At 54.0% G+C, this 18,284-nt stretch carries 24 protein-coding genes; 17 read left to right on the forward strand and 7 right to left on the reverse strand.

Going from position 1 to position 18,284, the window contains the following annotated elements:
- The first annotated feature begins 22 nt into the window (after window positions 1–22).
- The 4 genes from KI379_RS31340 to KI379_RS31355 all read left to right on the forward strand — a co-directional run bounded on the left by KI379_RS31340 (window position 23) and on the right by KI379_RS31355 (window position 1,668).
- Window positions 23–223 (forward strand): helix-turn-helix domain-containing protein, encoded by a 201-nt coding sequence (locus tag KI379_RS31340; protein WP_212985997.1) that lies wholly within the window; start codon window positions 23–25, stop codon window positions 221–223.
- A gap of 83 nt (window positions 224–306) precedes the next feature.
- Window positions 307–999, forward strand: a complete 693-nt coding sequence (locus KI379_RS31345; protein ID WP_212985998.1) for an AbiTii domain-containing protein — start codon at window positions 307–309, stop codon at window positions 997–999.
- The gene (locus KI379_RS31350; protein ID WP_244879507.1) at window positions 989–1,219 is read left to right on the forward strand and encodes a hypothetical protein; all 231 of its coding nucleotides are present in this window, start codon (window positions 989–991) and stop codon (window positions 1,217–1,219) included. The genes KI379_RS31345 and KI379_RS31350 overlap by 11 nt, the downstream gene beginning before the upstream one ends.
- A gap of 224 nt (window positions 1,220–1,443) precedes the next feature.
- On the forward strand, window positions 1,444–1,668 hold the full coding sequence (locus KI379_RS31355) for a helix-turn-helix domain-containing protein (RefSeq protein ID WP_036649309.1): 225 nt from the start codon (window positions 1,444–1,446) through the stop codon (window positions 1,666–1,668).
- A 152-nt stretch (window positions 1,669–1,820) separates the two neighbouring features.
- Here the strand turns inward: KI379_RS31355 and KI379_RS31360 are convergent, their stop codons facing one another.
- Entirely contained in the window at window positions 1,821–2,195 is a 375-nt protein-coding gene (locus tag KI379_RS31360; protein WP_076174186.1) for a hypothetical protein, read from the reverse strand.
- Window positions 2,196–2,435: 240 nt separating this feature from the next.
- Between KI379_RS31360 and KI379_RS31365 the strand changes: the two genes are divergently transcribed.
- On the forward strand, window positions 2,436–3,419 hold the full coding sequence (locus KI379_RS31365) for a GNAT family N-acetyltransferase (protein WP_212985999.1): 984 nt from the start codon (window positions 2,436–2,438) through the stop codon (window positions 3,417–3,419).
- Window positions 3,420–3,425: 6 nt separating this feature from the next.
- Here KI379_RS31365 and KI379_RS31370 read toward each other — a convergent pair whose 3' ends face one another.
- Complete coding sequence (locus KI379_RS31370) at window positions 3,426–3,650, reverse strand: DUF6199 family natural product biosynthesis protein (protein WP_076174190.1); 225 nt, start codon at window positions 3,648–3,650, stop codon at window positions 3,426–3,428.
- A 172-nt stretch (window positions 3,651–3,822) separates the two neighbouring features.
- Between KI379_RS31370 and KI379_RS31375 the strand changes: the two genes are divergently transcribed.
- Window positions 3,823–4,491 carry a DUF899 domain-containing protein gene (locus tag KI379_RS31375; RefSeq protein WP_212986000.1) on the forward strand — a complete coding sequence of 223 codons (669 nt, stop codon included), beginning with the start codon at window positions 3,823–3,825 and terminating at the stop codon, window positions 4,489–4,491.
- Between the two features lie 134 nt (window positions 4,492–4,625).
- Here KI379_RS31375 and KI379_RS31380 read toward each other — a convergent pair whose 3' ends face one another.
- Complete coding sequence (locus KI379_RS31380) at window positions 4,626–5,087, reverse strand: DinB family protein (protein WP_076174194.1); 462 nt, start codon at window positions 5,085–5,087, stop codon at window positions 4,626–4,628.
- Window positions 5,088–5,376: 289 nt separating this feature from the next.
- Here KI379_RS31380 and gpmA point away from each other — a divergent pair, with 289 nt between their 5' ends.
- The 3 genes from gpmA to KI379_RS31395 all read left to right on the forward strand — a co-directional run bounded on the left by gpmA (window position 5,377) and on the right by KI379_RS31395 (window position 7,694).
- Window positions 5,377–6,126, forward strand: coding sequence for a 2,3-diphosphoglycerate-dependent phosphoglycerate mutase (gpmA, locus tag KI379_RS31385; RefSeq protein WP_076174196.1), 750 nt, complete (start codon window positions 5,377–5,379; stop codon window positions 6,124–6,126).
- Window positions 6,127–6,285: 159 nt separating this feature from the next.
- Window positions 6,286–6,636: a DUF1904 family protein gene (locus tag KI379_RS31390; RefSeq protein ID WP_089548421.1), complete on the forward strand. Its 351-nt coding sequence runs from the start codon at window positions 6,286–6,288 to the stop codon at window positions 6,634–6,636.
- Between the two features lie 128 nt (window positions 6,637–6,764).
- A complete protein-coding gene (locus KI379_RS31395; protein WP_089548420.1) occupies window positions 6,765–7,694 on the forward strand; it encodes a manganese-dependent inorganic pyrophosphatase in 930 nt (309 codons plus the stop codon).
- A gap of 158 nt (window positions 7,695–7,852) precedes the next feature.
- On the opposite strand, the gene KI379_RS31400 is transcribed toward KI379_RS31395, so the two are convergent.
- Window positions 7,853–8,035 carry a hypothetical protein gene (locus KI379_RS31400; protein WP_163881492.1) on the reverse strand — a complete coding sequence of 61 codons (183 nt, stop codon included), beginning with the start codon at window positions 8,033–8,035 and terminating at the stop codon, window positions 7,853–7,855.
- A 240-nt stretch (window positions 8,036–8,275) separates the two neighbouring features.
- On the opposite strand from KI379_RS31400, the gene KI379_RS31405 reads away from it, so the two are divergent.
- The 3 genes from KI379_RS31405 to KI379_RS31415 all read left to right on the forward strand — a co-directional run bounded on the left by KI379_RS31405 (window position 8,276) and on the right by KI379_RS31415 (window position 10,744).
- The gene (locus KI379_RS31405; protein ID WP_212986001.1) at window positions 8,276–8,812 is read left to right on the forward strand and encodes a GNAT family N-acetyltransferase; all 537 of its coding nucleotides are present in this window, start codon (window positions 8,276–8,278) and stop codon (window positions 8,810–8,812) included.
- A gap of 164 nt (window positions 8,813–8,976) precedes the next feature.
- Complete coding sequence (locus tag KI379_RS31410; protein WP_212986002.1) at window positions 8,977–9,732, forward strand: class I SAM-dependent methyltransferase; 756 nt, start codon at window positions 8,977–8,979, stop codon at window positions 9,730–9,732.
- Between the two features lie 19 nt (window positions 9,733–9,751).
- Window positions 9,752–10,744 carry an MBL fold metallo-hydrolase gene (locus KI379_RS31415; RefSeq protein ID WP_212986003.1) on the forward strand — a complete coding sequence of 331 codons (993 nt, stop codon included), beginning with the start codon at window positions 9,752–9,754 and terminating at the stop codon, window positions 10,742–10,744.
- Window positions 10,745–10,897: 153 nt separating this feature from the next.
- Here KI379_RS31415 and KI379_RS31420 read toward each other — a convergent pair whose 3' ends face one another.
- Window positions 10,898–11,476 (reverse strand): phosphatidylglycerophosphatase A family protein, encoded by a 579-nt coding sequence (locus KI379_RS31420; protein WP_105446124.1) that lies wholly within the window; start codon window positions 11,474–11,476, stop codon window positions 10,898–10,900.
- A 224-nt stretch (window positions 11,477–11,700) separates the two neighbouring features.
- On the opposite strand from KI379_RS31420, the gene KI379_RS31425 reads away from it, so the two are divergent.
- From KI379_RS31425 to KI379_RS31440, 4 genes are all read left to right on the forward strand, one after another.
- On the forward strand, window positions 11,701–12,777 hold the full coding sequence (locus KI379_RS31425) for a GerMN domain-containing protein (RefSeq protein WP_076174208.1): 1,077 nt from the start codon (window positions 11,701–11,703) through the stop codon (window positions 12,775–12,777).
- An 83-nt stretch (window positions 12,778–12,860) separates the two neighbouring features.
- Complete coding sequence (gene rph / locus KI379_RS31430) at window positions 12,861–13,622, forward strand: ribonuclease PH (protein WP_280518791.1); 762 nt, start codon at window positions 12,861–12,863, stop codon at window positions 13,620–13,622.
- Window position 13,623: 1 nt separating this feature from the next.
- Complete coding sequence (locus tag KI379_RS31435) at window positions 13,624–14,247, forward strand: XTP/dITP diphosphatase (protein WP_116234185.1); 624 nt, start codon at window positions 13,624–13,626, stop codon at window positions 14,245–14,247.
- Window positions 14,248–14,486: 239 nt separating this feature from the next.
- Window positions 14,487–15,356 carry an endonuclease/exonuclease/phosphatase family protein gene (locus KI379_RS31440; protein WP_244879508.1) on the forward strand — a complete coding sequence of 290 codons (870 nt, stop codon included), beginning with the start codon at window positions 14,487–14,489 and terminating at the stop codon, window positions 15,354–15,356.
- Window positions 15,357–15,441: 85 nt separating this feature from the next.
- Here the strand turns inward: KI379_RS31440 and KI379_RS31445 are convergent, their stop codons facing one another.
- Window positions 15,442–16,647: an SLC45 family MFS transporter gene (locus tag KI379_RS31445; protein WP_212986004.1), complete on the reverse strand. Its 1,206-nt coding sequence runs from the start codon at window positions 16,645–16,647 to the stop codon at window positions 15,442–15,444.
- A 172-nt stretch (window positions 16,648–16,819) separates the two neighbouring features.
- Between KI379_RS31445 and fucU the strand changes: the two genes are divergently transcribed.
- Complete coding sequence (gene fucU, locus KI379_RS31450; protein ID WP_076174215.1) at window positions 16,820–17,248, forward strand: L-fucose mutarotase; 429 nt, start codon at window positions 16,820–16,822, stop codon at window positions 17,246–17,248.
- Window positions 17,249–17,372: 124 nt separating this feature from the next.
- Here fucU and KI379_RS31455 read toward each other — a convergent pair whose 3' ends face one another.
- Window positions 17,373–18,278, reverse strand: coding sequence for a serine hydrolase domain-containing protein (locus tag KI379_RS31455; protein WP_212986005.1), 906 nt, complete (start codon window positions 18,276–18,278; stop codon window positions 17,373–17,375).
- Window positions 18,279–18,284 lie beyond the last annotated feature (6 nt).

An 18,284-nucleotide genomic window follows, 5' to 3' on the forward strand; every position in this document is an offset into this window, starting at 1 on the left:
GATGGATGCGAGGTGATTTACGATGAAATCTCAACTGGATGATCTTCCTGAAGTGCTTGAGGTGACGGACATTCAAAAATTTTTAGATATCGGCAGAAATCAGGCGTACGATTTGTGTAACTCTGGACAATTCTATACGCTAAGGATCGGGCGATCGATAAAGATTCCGAAACCCTCATTCGTGAATTGGTTTTTGGGAACTAACTCGGAAAAGCAGGGGTAAAATGCCTGCTTTTTTTTGTATTTATGTAGTGCGTTTATCCAAGGTATAATAAGGATAAATATTACAACATAAGGAATGATGAAATGGGACGTAGTCAATTATTAAAAGATTTAGTAAGCGGAAAGGAAAGTATTGAAAATGTGTTGTTAAGATTAAAAGTGATTTTAACTGATCTAGACAATCAACAAATTATGGTTTGGGTTAACGGAGAATTGCAGGGTTACCCAAATGTAGACGATCTCCCGGATTATAGAATTCTTCATGGAACTGCCTACGGAACATTTCTAGTAAACTATCGATATCAGTATACCAACACACCTGTTCCAATTGATTCATTATTGTCAGAAGAATTAGTGGATGAAATTCTTACTGTGCCTTGCACGGATAATATTAAAACCATTGAAAATCAGTATACAGAAGTTAAAGACAATTATACATATGGTCGAATTGTACCCACCTCATTTTGTCACAGTATCTCCAAGGGAGAGCTACAAATCGCATCTATGACAGTGAAAATCGCCCCTAATCTTCTTTCTGAAATAGTGGCTACTGTAAAATCAAAGTTGGTTGAAATTGTTATGGAACTAGAAAAGGAATATGAAAATTTGGATGATCTTGATATAAAAACACAAGTGGAAAGTGATGACAGTAAGACGCAGCAGGTAGTCTACAATATTGAAAAGATAATTTATGGGGATTCAGTATCTGTTGAAATGGGGGATAAAAATAAAATAAGTAAATCAAAGCTTGGGGGTCTTTTAGGTCGTGGGAGATAAAATCGATGTTAAAATTGGGAATAATAATAAAATCAAGAATTCATCTATCGGTAACCATTACGAATCTAACGGTAAGCCGAGTAATTCTGAAAACAGAAAATCGTTCGCTGAGAAACACCCCATTTTGATTGGAGTAATCATTTCAATGGTAACTGGTTTTGTCCTTTTGTTCTCTTTTTGGGATCATCTTGTGGATTGGATTGAGGGCCTTTTTTCATAAACTAGAAGTTGACCGATTAACAAAGAATTGGTCAACTTTTTTTTGCTATCGGTATGTTGGAGTTGGTGTTATTTTTGGTGCTAAACTGTCGATAATCATCGGGGATAATCGAAAACAACAAGGGATAATTAAACAAGCCTGAGTTCGAAAAGCGCCGACGGAACGAGATGTTGAGGGAGCATTAGTGATGGGGAAAAACCAGCAGGGACACGGTACTTTTACCATTGAAGGGGAACGATCATAAGAGCAAATTTTTGTTGACTCATCGTGAGCGCGAAGTATTTGAACTGCTCGTTCAGGACAAAACGACACGCGATATCGCCGGTCAGTTATTTATCAGCGAGAAGACGGTCCGGAACCATATTTCCAATGTGATGCAGAAATTAAACGTCAAAGGCCGTTCTCAGGCCGTTGTCGAGCTGATCAAGCTTGGGGAATTAAAAATCTGATCGAAGCCTCTCTTGCGACCTTGGCCTTCTGCAGGATGTCTTCCTTGACGGGAAGACATGGCGGGAGGTTCTTTATTTTGTTGACTTTCCATCTTATGCGGGGATTTGGTTACATGAGAAAGGGTACCCTGTCGGGCACCCTTTGCAGATGGTTACTGTCTGATGATAAGAATGTCTTGCGGCGGTCTGCCTGTGCGTTGGATTTGGGAAATTTCGGCGTTTGTCAGGTTGCGTCCAACGAGGATGAAAGAAGACGTGACGTTGTTAAAGTTGAAATTGCCCAGGTTGGCTACATTTTGGCTGCCACGGAACACGCGGAAAGATCCCTGGAAATTAATCCGTGAGAACAAAACAAGCGTTACTTGATTGCTCTGCACCGTATTTCTGAGACGGAAGCTGGAGAGAAGATTGTCGAAGCGGAAAGCTCCAAGGTCGCGGACCGCAACTCCACCGCGTCTGAACAAGATTCTGCGGCCCGTAAAATTAATGCCGGACCAAAGGGCAAGACGTACATCGCTGTTTGCCAAATATATCACTCCTTTTCTTAAGATTGATATATTCTATGCCGGCTTCACCAATTGGTATCGGACAGATGATAGCGTGCAAAAGTTTGATTTTCATAGATTCATATTTATGAGCACGTGGGGGAGCGGAAAGCGCCCCAGCTAAGGAAAAAAACGCTATACCCAAACTTTATCGCTTCATCCATGGGATTGCATGAGATAATGAGCGAGGCAACTCAATACCATTTTTTGGAGGAATACATATTGTCAAACTATACGATTCGCCGTTTTGGCAGGGAGGATTTTCGAGCGGCCGCGGGGCTGCTGAGCCTGATCTGGTCGGAACCCGTCACCGCCAAGCAGCTGCAGGACGATGAGGAGAGCATTCCGCCGGGCCAGCTCCATTACGACGAAGAGGGTCGGCTGATGGGCTGGGATCGCCCGAAATGGGTCGCCGTTAACGGGGTAGGAGAGGTCATCGGTTACGCCATCGCCTGGCGTGCACCTTGGAACGAACCCGGCAGCCTCAACGTCACCCTTGTCGTCCATCCGGATGAACGCGGCCGCGGGGCCGGCAGGGCTTTGTCCCGGGAAGTGCGTGAGTGGGCACGCCTGGTTAAGGCTTCCCGTCTCGTTTGTTTTATGAGGGAGAATGACGAGGCCTCGCTATCGTTTGCGGAGCGCCGGGGCTACCTGCTGGAACGTCACACCTTTGAATCTGTGCTGGATTTGTCGTCTTTTACCGACCAAGCTTTGCTGCCAAGCATTCGCAGCGCCGAATCATCCGGCATTATGTTCGTGACGCTGAAGGATGAGCCTGGAGAGGCGCAGGAGCGGAAGCTTCATGAGCTGTACAGGATCGCCCATCAGGACATTCCGGGATACAACGAGGATTTCCCCTGGTTTGAGGAATGGAAGAAATGGAGCATTAACCTGGCCGGCGTACGGCCGGAGTATGTACATATCGCCAAGGACGGAGACCGCTATGTCGGCGTCGTGACCCTGCAGCAGAACGAACAAACCCAGGCGATGTACCATCAGTTTACCGGTGTGCTTCCGGAGTATAGGGGCCGGCGGATCGGGCTGGCGCTGAAGCTGTTGGCCATACAAACCGCACGCGCTGCCAGTGTGCCTTATTTGCGAACTCACAACGATTCGCTGAACGGTCCCATGCTTCGCATCAACCGCGATCTGCTGGGGTTTCAGGCGGTACCCGGGAACTTCAAAATGGTCTGTTCTCTGGAATAGGGGCGGTCATAAAAACAGCAGCATAAACAACCCGATCACGATAAAAATCGAGCCGAGCACGATCGCAAGAAAGCCGCGGATCTTTTGGAGTTCAAGGTAGGATTCGCTGGGCTCCGCTTCTTCTTCTGTCTTCCAGCTTTCACTGCTCCGCCATCCCCTTCCCGGGTTCCGGCGGGTCATGATGCCGCCGCCTATCAGAATCAGCCCTAAGATGATCAGAACGAGGTCCATATCCATCAGCTCCTTTCTATATAGAACGTCTGAATGAAGCCTGCGGTTCCAGAACATCAGTAATAAGCAGTTTCATATTATTTTCCGCAATTCATAAGAAATCCCGGGAAATGAATCATGCTAGGATAATGGCAGAATCAACGAATCCTGTAAAACTTGGAGGAGGATACCCGTGGATACGAAAAACACAGCACTTCCGCAAATCGTTTCGGAAACAGAGTGGATGGACGCACGCGACAAGCTGCTCGTCAAAGAGAAGGAGCTTACCCGCGCGCTGGACGCGCTGGCTGCAGAGCGCCGCAGGCTGCCGATGGTACGGATCGGCAAAAATTATATGTTCGAGGGACCAGGTGGTCCAGCGCGACTGCTTGAGCTTTTCGACGGACGCCGTCAGCTCGTGGTGTACCACTTCATGATGGCTCCAGACGCCAGTCAAGGCTGCACAGGCTGCTCCTCTTTTGTCGACAATATCGGCCACCTTGCCCACCTGAATGCCCGTGATACGACCTTTATTCTCGTCTCCCCGGCGCCCTTGTCACAGATCCAGCCGTTCAAAGACCGGATGGGCTGGAATGTACCCTGGTTCTCATCAAACGGGAACGAATTCAACAATGACATGGGGGCTGGGGACGGGTTCGGCTTAAGCGTCTTTCTCCGCGATGGAGATGAGGTGTTCCGCACCTATTTCACAGCCTCCCGCGGCGTCGACCGGATCCGCGCGGACTTCAATTTGCTCGATCTGACACCCTTTGGCCGCCAGGAAACGTGGGAGGATTCGCCTGAAGGATGGCCGCAAACCCAGCCTTACATCTGGTGGCGTCTGCATGACGACTATCGTTAATCCGTTTTGATGCCACGCGATGCCGCTCAGGTTACCACTGTCGGTTTCTAGCCCGAGTTGTTTCCAAAAATGAAGGCAGCCTTTTTCTCCGACATGGAGAGAAGGGCTGCCTTCTGCTGCCTGCTGACCCAATATCAGGCCAGCTTCTTCAGCATGGCGTTGATCATGCCGGCATGCGATGCCTCATGATTAATGTTCATGACCAGCAGCTCGTCGATCGTCTCGGCTTTGGCAAAGTTGTCCGCTTTGGCGACTGGCTGATTTAGGTCGTCACCGAGCTGCTCTTGGAACACGCGAATCTGCTCGGTGAGCTGCGAAATCAGGGTATCCCACGCCGGTGCCTCGCCCTGCCAATCCGCCGGTTTCGTCCCCGAAGCAAAATAAGGGCGGTATTCAGCCGGAATGACGCCATCCTTGCCGCTGTACTGGAGCACGAGCATGTCGGATATGACCAGCAAATGCCCGAGATGCCAGTGGATATTGTTGTTGAATCCGTCAGGGACGATATCCCGCTTGGATTCAGGCAGCGCGGACACCTTGTTGATGATGCCCGTGCGCACGCGCTCGATTTGGCCGAACAAATAAGCATTTCTCATTATTGTACCTCCGTCGTTCTCCGATTATGATGTAACAGTAGTTATTGTAAATCTGCCCGGCCAGGGAGGCAACCCGGGCGAACGTCCCGGAGTCTACCCCAGCGGGAACCTCTGCAGAGCATGTGGTGGGAAGAGCTGGGGGTCCGCAAACGTCCTGATAGGGACGGCAGCTCACCCGCAGCCTGGATGCAAAATGATTGGAATGAAAAGAAAAAGTTTAAAAAATGCTTGTCGGTTAAAAGCTATACCGGTAGTTGTTACGAGTAAGGCAGTAAAGGAGTGTGGCACCATGTACAAGGTGGTTCTGGTCAGACATGGGGAAAGCGAGTGGAACCGCGAGAACCGGTTCACCGGCTGGACGGACGTCGATCTGACGGACAAAGGGGTCCAGGAAGCGATCAAGGCCGGGCATCTGCTGCAGGATATTCCCTATGAAATCGATATCGCATATACGTCCGTATTAAAGCGGGCGATCAAAACGCTGAATTATATTTTGGACGTCAACGACCTGTTGTGGATCCCGATCCGCAAATCGTGGAAGCTGAATGAACGGCATTACGGTGCGCTTCAGGGACTTAACAAAGAGGAGACGGCGAAGAAATACGGCGCGGAGCAGGTCATGCTGTGGCGCCGGAGCTACGACGTACCCCCGCTGCAGATTACGGCCGACGATGACCGCTACCCGCCCAAGGATAAGCGCTACGGCAACTTGACGAAGCAGGAGATTCCGCTGGGAGAAAGCCTGAAGGATACGATCGCACGCGTGCTCCCTTACTGGGAAGCGGAGATCGTGCCGCAGATCAAGGCGGGCAAGAAGGTGCTCGTCGTCGCGCACGGGAACAGCCTGCGGGCCTTGATGAAGGTGTTGGAAAATATCAGCGAGGAGGACATCGTGGATCTGAACATCCCGACCGCGGTGCCGATTCTGTACGAGCTGGACGACGATTTGAAGCCGCTGAACCGCCATTTTCTGGGGAGCCCGGAGCGCGTGCAGGAGAAAATCGACGTCGTCGCCAACCCGTCAAAAATTATGGAATAACGGCGTCAGGCATCGGATTTGGGTATCGGCAGCATCCATGGCATTAAGGAGTGATCTCTTGGGGAGGTGACTCCTTTGCCGTTTTTATGGTAGGTTAGTAATGCCGATATATTTAGATCGGGCACAGCTTTAGAAAGAAAGAGAAAGAAGGGAACGGCTTTGCCTTTTGTCAGATTTACAGGTTTTGAAAAGAATGTGGTGGAGACCGCCGCACCGGCCATTATCGAATGCATTTCAGGAATCGCCAACATTCCGGAAGAAATCGTCAAAATTGAGCTTTTACATGTGGAAAAAATCACAAACAGCCCCCGGTCCGTGGAAATTTTCATGTTCCCGCGTGAGGAAGAGAAGCATCATGCGATCGCCGAGAACATCAACCGGATCCTCGAGAACCTCGGATGCCCGCATACCCATATTTTCTATGTGCTGCTGAATCCGTCCCTGTATTATAAAGAGGGCCAGCCGCTGAAGCGGATTCCGGCCAAGACGCCTCCCGAAATCAGGCTGTAATCAAGCCTTCAGGAATAAATCTCTGTAAAGGAATTGGAATATAGCCCAATTCCCGCTATAATCGTATGTAGATTACGGCATGAACCAAGTCTTCATTTATTCCAAACGATAAAGGAGCAGTTGAAACCATGGCAAAAACATTGATTTTCGGGCACAAAAACCCGGACACGGACACGATCACATCGGCGATCGTATACTCTTACCTCAAAAATAAGATCGGCCATAATACGGAGCCGGTTCGTTTGGGCGCCGTCAACGGCGAAACGCAGTTTGCGCTGGATTATTTCAAAGCCGAGGCCCCTCGCCAAGTAGAAACCGTGGCTAACGAAGCAAGCGAGGTTATTCTCGTTGACCATAATGAGCGCCAGCAAAGCGCTAGCGACATCGATCAGGTGCGCGTAAGCGAGGTCATCGACCACCACCGCATCGCGAATTTCGAGACAAGCCATCCGCTGTATTACCGCGCAGAGCCTGTAGGCTGCACGGCAACGATCCTGAACAAGCTGTTCAAGGAAAAAGGTGTTGAAGTTACGCCGCAAATCGCCGGTCTGATGGTATCCGCGATCGTATCCGATACGCTCCTGCTGAAATCCCCGACCTGCACCGAGGAGGACGTAGCCGCTGCACGCGAGCTCGCCGACATCGCCGGAGTGAACCTGGAGCAGTACGGACTGGACATGCTTAAAGCGGGTGCAGATGTCAGCAGCAAGACGATTGCCGAGCTGATCTCCCTGGACGCCAAAGAATTCCAAATGGGCAGCAGCAAAGTGGAAATCGCCCAAGTGAACACGGTGGACCCTAACGACGTCCTGAACCGTCAGGCTGAACTGGAGGACGCCCTGAACGCGATCATCAGCGAGAAAGGTCTCGATCTGTTCGTGTTTGTCGTAACGGATATCCTGAACAACGATTCCGTGGCACTGGCCCTCGGAAAATCCGCTGCTGCGGTTGAAACGGCTTATAACGTGAAGCTTGAGAACAATACGGCCGTATTGAAGGGCGTTGTGTCGCGTAAATCGCAAATCGTACCGGTGCTGACCGAAACGCTGAGCAAATAATTACATTGAACGGCTGAACAGGAGCAGGCTGATTCCTTGAAAGGGGAGGACGGCCTGCTCGTTCTATTTTTGCGATCGAAATCAAAAAACCTGTTCATCGCTGAACAGGTCTGTTGGATTAGCTTCTGTGTATCTGGGAGAAGGGATTGTGTTGCCAGTTAAGCTTCTTCGTCGTCTTCTTCATCGTCGGCTTCTTCGTCTTCGTCCTCATCCGCCTCTTCTACGAATTCGGATTCTTCCTCGTCTTCCGCCTCTTCATCTTCTTCTTCGATGTCGTCGATCTGCTCTTCCTGTTCTGCTTCTTCGTCAGCCATCAAGATGTCCAATTCCAAATGTTCCATATCTAATCCCTCCAATTTTTAAAACACTATGATTAGTGCATATTTACTATATCACCAGTCTGGTAAAAGGTTTGTCGCAATATGGGCCGGGTTCCGCATTATTTTCCGCTATATTTCGGCAAATGATGGCGGCTGTGGCAGCTCCCCTAATGCTTTTCATTTAAGGGGGTCGACACCGAAAGGCAGATGGATTAATCTGGATTCAATTCATTCAATGCGGTTCGAAGGAGGAGACATGAAATGAGGCTGGAGACGAACAGGCTGGTCATCCGCGAGTTTGTGCCGGAAGACTGGGAGAGCGTACACCGGTACGCATCAGATCCCAAAGTTACCCGTTATACCCTTTGGGGTCCGAATACCGAGGAAGAAACGAAGGACTATGTCGCAGGCATGAAGGCGATGCAGCAGAAAGAGCCAAGGACCCATTACGAGTGGGCGGTAATCCGCAAAACGGACGGGGAGCTGATCGGCGGCTGCGGAATCAACATCTCGGGCTCGAACGGAGAAATCGGCTATTGTTTCCATGCGGATCATTGGGGCCAAGGCTATGCATCGGAATGCGCGAAGGCGATGCTGGAATTCGGCTTCCGGCAGCTGGGAGTACACCGGATTTATGCGACCTGCCGCCCGGAAAATATCGGGTCCGAGCGGGTCATGCAGAAGATCGGCATGCAAAAGGAAGGCTATCTCCGCGAGCATATGCCGACGAACAAAGGAGGCTTTGCGAATTCCTGGCTGTATTCGATCCTGTCGCATGAATATGTGCCTGAGTCGTAAACCGGATCAGTCCTATATCGGCTCGATTCATACAATCCCATGGCGCGTCGAATCCTATACTGCATACGGCGGGCACAGGCTGCCAGCCGGCTGGTTTCAACCGTCCTTTTTGAATGTAATAATTCATGGAACCGACTCACTTACACAGGAGGATGACGCAGAGGATGAAGGATTGGTATGAAAAAAGCTTTGGAGAGGATTATCTCCTGGTATATAAGCACCGTGACATCGAAGGGGCAGCCCGGGAGGTCAAGACGATGATCTCCTGGCTGGACCTGCCGTCAGGGGCGCAGGTGCTCGACTTGTGCTGCGGAACAGGCAGGCACTCCCTCGCACTGGTGGACGCGGGCTACCGCGTCACCGGGGTTGACCTCTCCGACGTACTGCTGCGGGAGGCCCGGAGGCTGGACACGAAGGAGCGGGTGGACTGGCGGCAGGCCGATATGCGCGAACTTCCGCTGGATGGCGGGTTTGACGCGGTCGTTAATCTGTTTACGTCGTTCGGGTATTTTCGCGAGGACGGGGAGCAGCTCAAGGTACTCCGGGAGATTCGCCGAATGCTGAAACCCGGAGGGTGGTTTATCATCGACTTCATGAACTCTCCTTATGTCCGGAGACATCTGGTTCCGGCATCGGATCGGGAGGAGGAGGGGCAGCGGATCGTGGAGAAGCGCCGAATCGAAGGGGATTTTGTAATTAAGGACATCTCCATATCGGATATGCACGGCACCAAGGGCACACGGGAGTATCACGAGCGGGTGAAGCTGTACACGCGCGGCCGGCTGGAGGAAATGCTGCGGGAAGCCGGGCTCATGACAGACGAAGTGTACGGCGGCTATAATGAGGAAGTCGATTATGACGAGGGGCGCTCACAGCGGATGATTTTTGTGGGACGGCGCCCGCAAGAAGAGAAAGCATAAATGAAAGAAGGACGGGGCATTGAATATACCCGAGATTACGCACTACGAAGACGGCATCATTCAGGTAAAGATGGCGATGTCATATCCTTTGCGCTGGGTAAACAGCTATCTGCTGCGGGGGCCTTCAGGCGGGATTACGGTGATCGATCCGGGACCGCGGACCGCGGAGAATGAAGCTGCCTGGAACAAGGCATTGGATGAACTGGGCATCCCTTTCGGGAACGTGGAGTCGGTCGTGCTTACGCACCATCATCCCGATCATTTGGGATTGTCGGGGTGGTTCCAGGAAAACGCGGGCTGCCCGGTCCGGATGTCCGCGCGGGCGGCGGAGGAAATGCAGCGGATGTGGGGCGAGGCATCCACGATGAATGACGACCTGCCGCTATTGTTTCGGTCGCACGGCATGCCGGAGGCGTGGACAAGCCAGCTGCCCGCCCATTTGGAGAGCTTCTTCCCGCAGGTGGAGCCGCTGCCTTCGGCGCTGCCGCTGACCGAAGGGGAACCGCTGGAGATGGGCGGGCGGCGATGGATGCCCATCGAAACGTGGGGCCATGCGCCAGGCCATATGTCGCTCCTGCATGAGGAGAGCGGGGTCATGCTGTGCGGAGATGCGGTGCTGCCGCAGATCTCCCCGAACGTCAGCCTGCTGCCCGGAAGCGATCCTGAGCCGCTGCATTCGTTTCTGAACGGGCTCAGGAAGCTGCAGGGCTTCCAGGTAAAACGGGCCTATCCGGGACACCGGAATCCGTTTGACCATGTTGAAGTCCGGCTTGAGGCGCTCCTACAGCATCATGAAGAGCGGCTGGTTCGTGTGCTGGGACGGATTCAGGCAGGGCCGGCGACCGGCTTTGAGCTGTGCGCCGCCCTGTTCGGCACCGCGCTCGGCATTCACCAGATGCGCTTCGCCATGTGCGAGACGCTGGCGCATACGCAGGAGCTGGAGCGGCGCGGCCAGGTTAGGAAGGTGCCGGGTGAAGACGGCATCTTCCGATATGAAGCCGCCGTTACATAGCGGCAGGAAGAGCGGGAAGGACGGCCAAGAGGCCGTCCTTGTTTGCGTTCGGAGCGCTGCATTAGTCCGGCTCCGAACCTTCTGCGTTATTTTCCTCGCCAAATGACAAGAGGAGGGCTGACGAATCAGCTCTCCTCGATGATGAAAGATGTTTTAGTGATCTTCGGGAAGCCGAACCTCATCGGGCCCGTCGCCCGTTTCCTTCTCCGCCTGCTTGCCGTGCGCGATCCGGCTGCTGGCCGCCGCGGCGACCGCGCCGACGATATCGTCCAGGAACGTATGGGTTTCCCCGGTGCTTTTGTCATTCAGGCGCTCCAGCACGCCGGGCTTGAGCTTATCGATATACCCGTAATTCGTAAAGCCGATGCTGCCGTATACGTTCACGATGGAAAAGGCCAGCACTTCGTCGACGCCATACAGGCTCTCGTCATTTTCCAGCATGTCCTGCAGCGGGGAGAGCAGCTTGCCCTGCTCGGCCAGCATATCGAGCTGGATGCCGGTCAGCACCGCGTTTTGCACCTCGCGCTTGCTCAGCACTTTCTCCACGTTCAGGATGCATTCCTCCATCGTCAGGTTCGGATAGTACTTTTTCTGCAGCAGCATAACGAGCTCGGCGATCTCCTCCACCCTCACGCCCCGGTTATGAAGCCATTCCCGCGTCGCTTCGGATACCTTTTTACTGTTTAAGCTGTATGGAATTTTTGCTTGCTTTGCCTCATTTGCTTCACTCATTACGTCACCCCGTCATCCAAGTAGTATGTAACTTCACGCAATTTGATTGTATGTTTTGCAGTATATCTTTGTCCAGTTATGCCCATTTTGACGCATCCTCAAGCAGCAGGGTAGGCGCGAGGGGCCTGAATAAAATTAATATGGACCGGCTGTTATTTTTTCGGAAGGGGGCTCGTATACATGGTAGTACAAACTGTACAAAATGATTAGGAGGAACCAGACTTATGACCAAGCTTAACAAAATTCGCGGCATTTCCGCCGCCGGATTGCTGGCCGTTCCCGTTATCCTGTCCGGCTGCGGTTTGTTCGGGACCCATTCGGCTTCGGAAGACATCGATGCGCCGCCGAAGGCGGTCGAGGAGCAGATGCTCAATATGTCGGACGGCACAGGCACCACAGGCGCCAAGGCTAAGGCCGAGCTCACCGGCACCCCGACGACCGTGTATTTGGCGGACGGGAACGGGATGCTTGCCCCCGTCACCCTCGGTCTGCCGGAAGTAAAGGATAAAACTTCGGTTCAGCTGTCGGTGGAAACGCTCGTCTCCGGCGGAGCCTATGCCAAATATATTCCGGAAGGCTTCACGGGCGTCCTGCCTGCAGGAACCGAGGTCAAGAAGGTCACGGTGGACAAGGATAACAAGCTGGCTGTTGTCGAGTTTAACAGTGCATTCACGAAATACAAAGCGCCGGATGAGCGCAAAATTCTCGAATCGCTGGCCTGGACCCTGACCGGTAATGCGGATGTGCAAAAGGTCCAGCTGTGGGTTGACGGCAAGAAGCTGTCGGAAATGCCTGTAGGGGGCACTCCGCTGGATCAGCCGCTCAGCCGGAGCATGGGCATCAATCTGGAAGTCGGGCAGGGGGCCACGCTGACGAATTCGTCGCCAGTCACCGTTTACTTCTCGGCGGCATCGCCGGCCGGCATCCAGTATTACGTTCCGGTAACGCGGCTTGTCAAACCGGGACAGGACGCGCTGCAGTCGGCACTCGCCGAATTGATCCGCGGTCCGCAGGAGACAGACGGCCTGGAACAAGTCATGACCGACGAGACGCAGCTGCAGTCCGTGAAGAAGGAGAAGGATGGCACGGTAACGGTATCCTTGAAGGAAGACATGTTCGCCGAAGGCGATGCGGTACCGACCGAAATGCTCCAGTCCGTCGTGCTGACGGTGGCGGAAAACGCGGGGAATCCTAAGGTCAAAATCGAGCTGAACGGGGAGTCCAAGGTCGTCGGAACCGACAATCTGGACTACAGCCAGCCGGTCACACGCCCCGATTATATTAACGAAATCCCGCTTTAAGGGCAGCTCAGGGTGTTTTTATCCCTCCATTTTGGTAAAATAAAGGTTGCTTAAACAGGATGCGAACGAAGTAGGAGGCAGAAATGATGAGATCAAACGGACGCAGCAGCCATCAGCTTAGGCCGATGAATTTGACAGTGAACGTAAACAAGTACGCGGAAGGCTCCGTGTTCATTGAAATGGGGGACACCAAAGTCCTTTGCACCGCCACGGTGGACGAGAAGGTTCCTCCTTTTTTGAAAGGACAGGGGAAAGGCTGGGTAACGGCGGAGTATTCGATGCTGCCCCGGGCGACGCAATCCCGCAACCAGCGGGAAGCCGCGCGCGGCAAACTCAGCGGACGTACGATGGAAATTCAGCGGCTGATCGGCAGAGCGCTACGCTCCGTTGTGAATTTGCAGGCGCTGGGCGAGCGGACTATCACGCTGGATTGCGACGTCATTCAGGCAGACGGAGGTACGCGCACGACGTCGATTACCGGATCGTTTGTGGCGATGGCCATTGCGATTAACAAAATCGCCCAGCAGCACAAGCTGCCGGTGTTCCCGATTACCGACTTTCTGGCTTCGGTCAGCGTCGGGGTGGTCGGTGAAGAGCCGCTGCTTGATCTGAATTATGAGGAAGATTCGAAGGCGAAGGTGGACATGAACCTCGTCATGACCGGCAGCGGCGCGTTCGTCGAGCTGCAGGGAACCGGCGAGGAAAGCCCGTTCACGCGGCAGGAGCTTGATGAGCTCTTGAAGCTTGGAGAGCAGGGCATCCGCGAGCTGATCACCAAGCAGAAGGAAGCTCTTGGCCCGATTGCGCTGATGATCGGCTCGGGACAAGCCGGAAGAGAGGCCTAGCATGATTCCGGCGGGCGATACGATTATTGTGGCGACGAAGAACAAAGGGAAGGTCAAGGAGTTTGAGCATGCTTTCGCCCCGCTGGGCAAACAGGTGAAAAGCATGTTCGACTATCCCGGCATCCCGGATGTAGTAGAGGACGGGAGCACGTTTGCGGAGAATGCGCTGAAGAAAGCCAAAACCGTAGGCGATGCCCTCGGGCTTCCGGTGCTGGCCGACGATTCCGGCTTATGCGTTGACGAGCTGGAAGGCCGTCCGGGCGTATACTCGGCCCGGTTTGCGGGTGAGCATGCCACGGATGAGCAGAACAACGAGAAGCTGCTGCAAATGCTGGAGGACAAAAAGATGGGCGCGGACGTTCAGGATTCGCTGCTCAGCCCGGCGAGCTTTGTCTGCACGCTGATACTGTATGATCCGGCAACGGGCGGCTTCATTGAGGCCTCCGGCTCGGTTCAGGGCTGGATTACCGCCGACCGCGCCGGCTCGGGCGGTTTCGGGTACGATCCGCTATTCTATCTTCCCGAATACGGGAAAACGATGGCCGAGCTGACGATGGAGGAAAAGCAGGCGATCAGCCACCGCGGAGCGGCGCTCCGCAGCCTGATGGCCAAGCTGGCCCCATAAATAAAGATGATTCCGCTGAAGGCTGCTCCTTTGGATCTACCTGATCCAAGGGGCGGCCTTTTCGCCGTGTCCTGTATTGGCGTCCCACCTAGGAGATCCCGCAAAGTAGAGCACGATCCTATCAAAGCTGTGAACCGTCTGGAGGGGATGAATCGTGCCTTTAACCAAATTTTGTGATCGCTTTCCGGCGGATTATGGTAGAATGGGCGTGCGCAAACTTTGAGAAATGAGGTGTTGATGTGAGCAACACAGCTAAACCGGAGATGGAGCTCCGGTTCATGTCGTATAACATCAAAAACGACTATGACAAGGAAGGCGAGAATACATGGAACAGCCGGCGGGACCTGGTTGCCGGAATCGTCCGCTTCCACCGCGCCGACTTGGTCGGCATGCAGGAGGTGCTGCATAACCAGCTGACGGATCTGGAAGAGCGTCTGCCGGAGTACGGCTGGATCGGAGCCGGCCGGGAGGACGGGAAGCAGGACGGCGAATACGCCTGCATCTTTTACCTGAAGCAGCGGCTGGAGCCGCTGGAGCACGGACATTTCTGGCTGTCCGAAGAGCCGGAGAAGCCGGGCAAATTAGGCTGGGACGCAGCCTGCACCCGGATGGTAACCTGGTGCCGGTTCAAAGATACATATACGGGAAAAGAATTTATCCATCTGAACACTCATTTTGATCACATCGGCGTGGAGGCGGTCAAGCAGAGCGCGCATTTGATCAAAAGCCGGATCCGGGACTTGGTGGAAAAGGGCACCGCGGTGCTGACCGGGGATTTCAACGTCACCAGCGATTCGGAAGCCTACCGCGTCCTCTGCGGCGACGAAGAGGGCGGGGCTCTGCTGCGTGATGCGGCGGTCAGCGCGGATTACCGGCATTTCGGCCCGACATTCACCTTCCAGGGCTTTGACTCCCGGGAAACGGCCGCGCGGCTGTTCCCTGCGCATTTGAACCCGGGCGAGGAGCATGGTCTCGAGTTCGAGAGCGCCATCGATTTTATTTTCGTGACCGGCGGGGTACGGGTGCGCAATTTTGGCGTGATCACCGACCACCGCCAGGGCAAAATGCCGTCCGACCATTTTCCGGTGGTCGCCGACCTGCTGGTGTAGCAGGCATTGGCAATTCGCATGTCAGCAAAAAAACATCCGCTCGGCTTCGTCAGCCGCGGATGTTTTTTTGTCATACGCCATCTGTTTATCCGTTTAGCGTCGCCGTCTCGGACCCTGCGCCGGCCGTTTTGCCGTCATGGCGGACCATCGTCAGGAACAGCAGAGCGATCAGCAGGCTGGCCGACGCGACGACAAACAAGGAGGCGTAGCCGAACTGGTCGATGATCAGCCCGAGCAGCGGCGGCGAAGTGATTGCGGCCAGGGAGGAGACGAGGTAATACAGTCCGGTTCGGGTTCCGATGCTCGCTTCGCTTCCGGTCGATACGATGAACGGATAGGAGTTAATATTGATGCACGCCCAGAAGATGCCGCCGAGGGCAAGCAGCACGCGGAGCGGTCCCACGGTCCCGATGAACGGAACGGCCGCGAACACGAGAAACAGGCCGGCGACGCCCGTCAGGATGATCTTCTTCTTCCCGTACCGGTTGCCAAGCCAGCCGCTCGGGATAGCAAACAGAACGAAGAACAGAGAAAAGAAGGTCAGGGAGAAGGAAGCGGCGCTTTCCTGCAGCCCCATATGATGCTTGCCGTAAAGCGTAAACAACGATTCGACGCCTTGATACCCGACGAACCAGAAAAAGATGGCGATCAGCAGCAGCACCGTCGTCCGGTCCAGCTCGCCGCGCAGCTTGATCCGGCTTCCTTGCTGCGGCGCGGAGGAAGGTGTGGAACCGCTTCCCCGAACGGGGACGAAGCGGTACAGAATCCACAGCGACAGCAGGGTGATGACCGCCGCGGCGATAAACGGGAAGGAGCGGTTCTGGTTGTACATCAGCGATCCGCCGGCAAACGCGAGAATGCCGCCTACGCCGCCCATGAAGTTGATGACGCCGTTGGCCTTGGTCCGCTTCCCTTCCGGCGTGATGTCCGGCATGAGCGCGATCGTTGGCGAGCGGTAGAGGCTCATCGCCAGGTTCATCAGCATCATGAACAGGACCAGCGTCAGCAGACTGGTGTGAAAGGGGATCAAGACGACGAACAGGGCAGCGAGCGGCATCCCGATAAGCAGGTAGGGCATCCGCTTGCCGAAACGGGAGACGGTCCGGTCGCTCCGGTTGCCGATCCATGGCTGCAGGAACAGGGCGAAATAGTTGTCGATGGTCATCATGAAGCCGATCCACGCGGCGCTCTTCAGATACGGATCGAGGAAAAACGGAACAAACGCATTGTACAGCGCCCAGGTGATGCTGATGCTGAAAAATCCGAAGCCAAGCAGCCAGGTCTTTTTCATGGACGACAAATCCTCCGTTTCGTGTTAGGGGTCATTTTCCACTATTATACAACGGCAGTGTATCCGGTTGCTTCATGCGATTGTAAAAATTATTTCAGGAAGGATATTCCTGCCGCGTGTCGTATTATGTTTCAGGACACCCCAAGTGGGAACATAATAGGAGGTTTTTGTCATGTTGAAAGGAATTTCTGCATTGCTGTCTCCTGAGCTGTTGAAAATATTAAGCGAAATGGGGCACGGGGACGAGATCGTATTCGCCGACGGAAATTTCCCTTCCGCCAGTCTGGCCAAGCGGCTGGTCCGGGCGGACGGCCACGGCATTCCCGAGCTGCTCCAGGCTGCGCTTGAGCTGCTGCCCCTGAACAGGTACGTGGAGTACCCCGTCATGCTGATGCAGGTGGTGCCGGGAGATCCGGTGGAAACGCCGGTGTGGGAAGTATACCGCAAGATCGTGCATGAGACGGAAGGGGAAGACATCAAGTTCACCGAATTGGAACGTTTCGAATTTTATGAACGCGCGAAGAAAGCCTATGCGGTCGTGGCGACCGGAGAACGTGCGTTGTACGGCAACCTGATTTTGTCCAAAGGGGTCATTTCTTAAGGGAATGACAGATACGAATGGTCCAGATTTCTCACCCCCAAGCAAGCAAAAACGGTGCTCTCCTCGCCTAAGAGGACGCACCGTTTTGTTGTATTTTCTGACATGTCACGAAAATGTAACACGCTTAGAGCTGGGGCAAAATATCCGCCCAGACGGCGTCCAGAATGCCCTGCATATCATCCTCGTCACTGTTGATGGCGATCACGGCCTCTTTGTCCGGGATGACGACGCAGAACTGTCCACGCATGCCGTCGGCGCGGTATGCTCCGTGTGTGCACATCCAGAATTGGCCGCCGTAACCCGCTCCCCAGTCCGCCGTTCCCGGCGTGTCGATTTGCCTCCGCGTAACCTCGCCGATCCATGCCTCCGGGATCAGCTGGACGCCCTGCCACCGCCCCTTCTGCAGCAGCAGCTGGCCGAACCGGCTCAGCTCTTCGCAGCTGATCCACAGCCCGGTGCAGCCGAGCGTGACGCCGAGCGGCGACGTGTCCCATCGGACATCCCGGATACCGAGCGGCTCGAACAGCCGCGGCACCAAATAATCGCGCACCGTCTCTAGGACGGCTGCCTGAACCATAGCCGAGATCATAAACGTATCGCCGCTGCTGTACGTGAAGGTCTCACCGGGCATCCGGTCCAAGGGCAGGGACATATAGTATTTTGCCCAATCCTTCTCCTGCAGCGTTTCCCGTTCTTCCGCCCAGAGCGGCGGGGCATCGTGGCCGGAAGCCATCCGGAGCAGATGACCGAGGGTCAGCTCTCCCGGTGGATAGGCCGAATCCTTCACCGATTTTCCATAGTCCGGAAAAAAATCGTTTAACCGTGCATCCAGCGTCAGCTTTCCTTCGGCGATGGCAAGTCCGACCGCCATGCTTGTAAAAGACTTGCTGACCGAATGCTGAAGCCGGCGGGCGTCGCCATCCCGGTCCCAGAGCCCCAGCAGCTGCCCATTTTGCAGCACCCGGACGGATAAAACGTTTAGTTTCCTGCTGCCTGCGTTATCGACAAAACCGCCGATTTGAAATGTCATCGTTAA

This window comes from Paenibacillus cineris, from assembly GCF_018333335.1.
In the GTDB taxonomy this organism is placed as follows: Bacteria; Bacillota; Bacilli; order Paenibacillales; family Paenibacillaceae; genus Paenibacillus_AQ; species Paenibacillus_AQ favisporus.

Excerpts from the sequence above, each read along its gene's own strand:
- KI379_RS31340 (WP_212985997.1), top strand. The coding sequence starts at position 23 with ATGAAATCTCAACTGGATGATCTTCCTGAAGTGCTTGAGGTGACGGAC.
- KI379_RS31345 (WP_212985998.1), top strand. The coding sequence starts at position 307 with ATGGGACGTAGTCAATTATTAAAAGATTTAGTAAGCGGAAAGGAAAGT.
- KI379_RS31370 (WP_076174190.1), bottom strand. The coding sequence starts at position 3,650 with ATGGACCTCGTTCTGATCATCTTAGGGCTGATTCTGATAGGCGGCGGC.
- KI379_RS31380 (WP_076174194.1), bottom strand. The coding sequence starts at position 5,087 with ATGAGAAATGCTTATTTGTTCGGCCAAATCGAGCGCGTGCGCACGGGC.
- gpmA (WP_076174196.1), top strand. The coding sequence starts at position 5,377 with ATGTACAAGGTGGTTCTGGTCAGACATGGGGAAAGCGAGTGGAACCGC.
- KI379_RS31395 (WP_089548420.1), top strand. The coding sequence starts at position 6,765 with ATGGCAAAAACATTGATTTTCGGGCACAAAAACCCGGACACGGACACG.
- KI379_RS31400 (WP_163881492.1), bottom strand. The coding sequence starts at position 8,035 with ATGGAACATTTGGAATTGGACATCTTGATGGCTGACGAAGAAGCAGAA.
- KI379_RS31405 (WP_212986001.1), top strand. The coding sequence starts at position 8,276 with ATGAGGCTGGAGACGAACAGGCTGGTCATCCGCGAGTTTGTGCCGGAA.
- KI379_RS31410 (WP_212986002.1), top strand. The coding sequence starts at position 8,977 with ATGAAGGATTGGTATGAAAAAAGCTTTGGAGAGGATTATCTCCTGGTA.
- KI379_RS31420 (WP_105446124.1), bottom strand. The coding sequence starts at position 11,476 with ATGAGTGAAGCAAATGAGGCAAAGCAAGCAAAAATTCCATACAGCTTA.
- KI379_RS31425 (WP_076174208.1), top strand. The coding sequence starts at position 11,701 with ATGACCAAGCTTAACAAAATTCGCGGCATTTCCGCCGCCGGATTGCTG.
- rph (WP_280518791.1), top strand. The coding sequence starts at position 12,861 with ATGATGAGATCAAACGGACGCAGCAGCCATCAGCTTAGGCCGATGAAT.
- KI379_RS31435 (WP_116234185.1), top strand. The coding sequence starts at position 13,624 with ATGATTCCGGCGGGCGATACGATTATTGTGGCGACGAAGAACAAAGGG.
- KI379_RS31445 (WP_212986004.1), bottom strand. The coding sequence starts at position 16,647 with ATGAAAAAGACCTGGCTGCTTGGCTTCGGATTTTTCAGCATCAGCATC.
- fucU (WP_076174215.1), top strand. The coding sequence starts at position 16,820 with ATGTTGAAAGGAATTTCTGCATTGCTGTCTCCTGAGCTGTTGAAAATA.
- KI379_RS31455 (WP_212986005.1), bottom strand. The coding sequence starts at position 18,278 with ATGACATTTCAAATCGGCGGTTTTGTCGATAACGCAGGCAGCAGGAAA.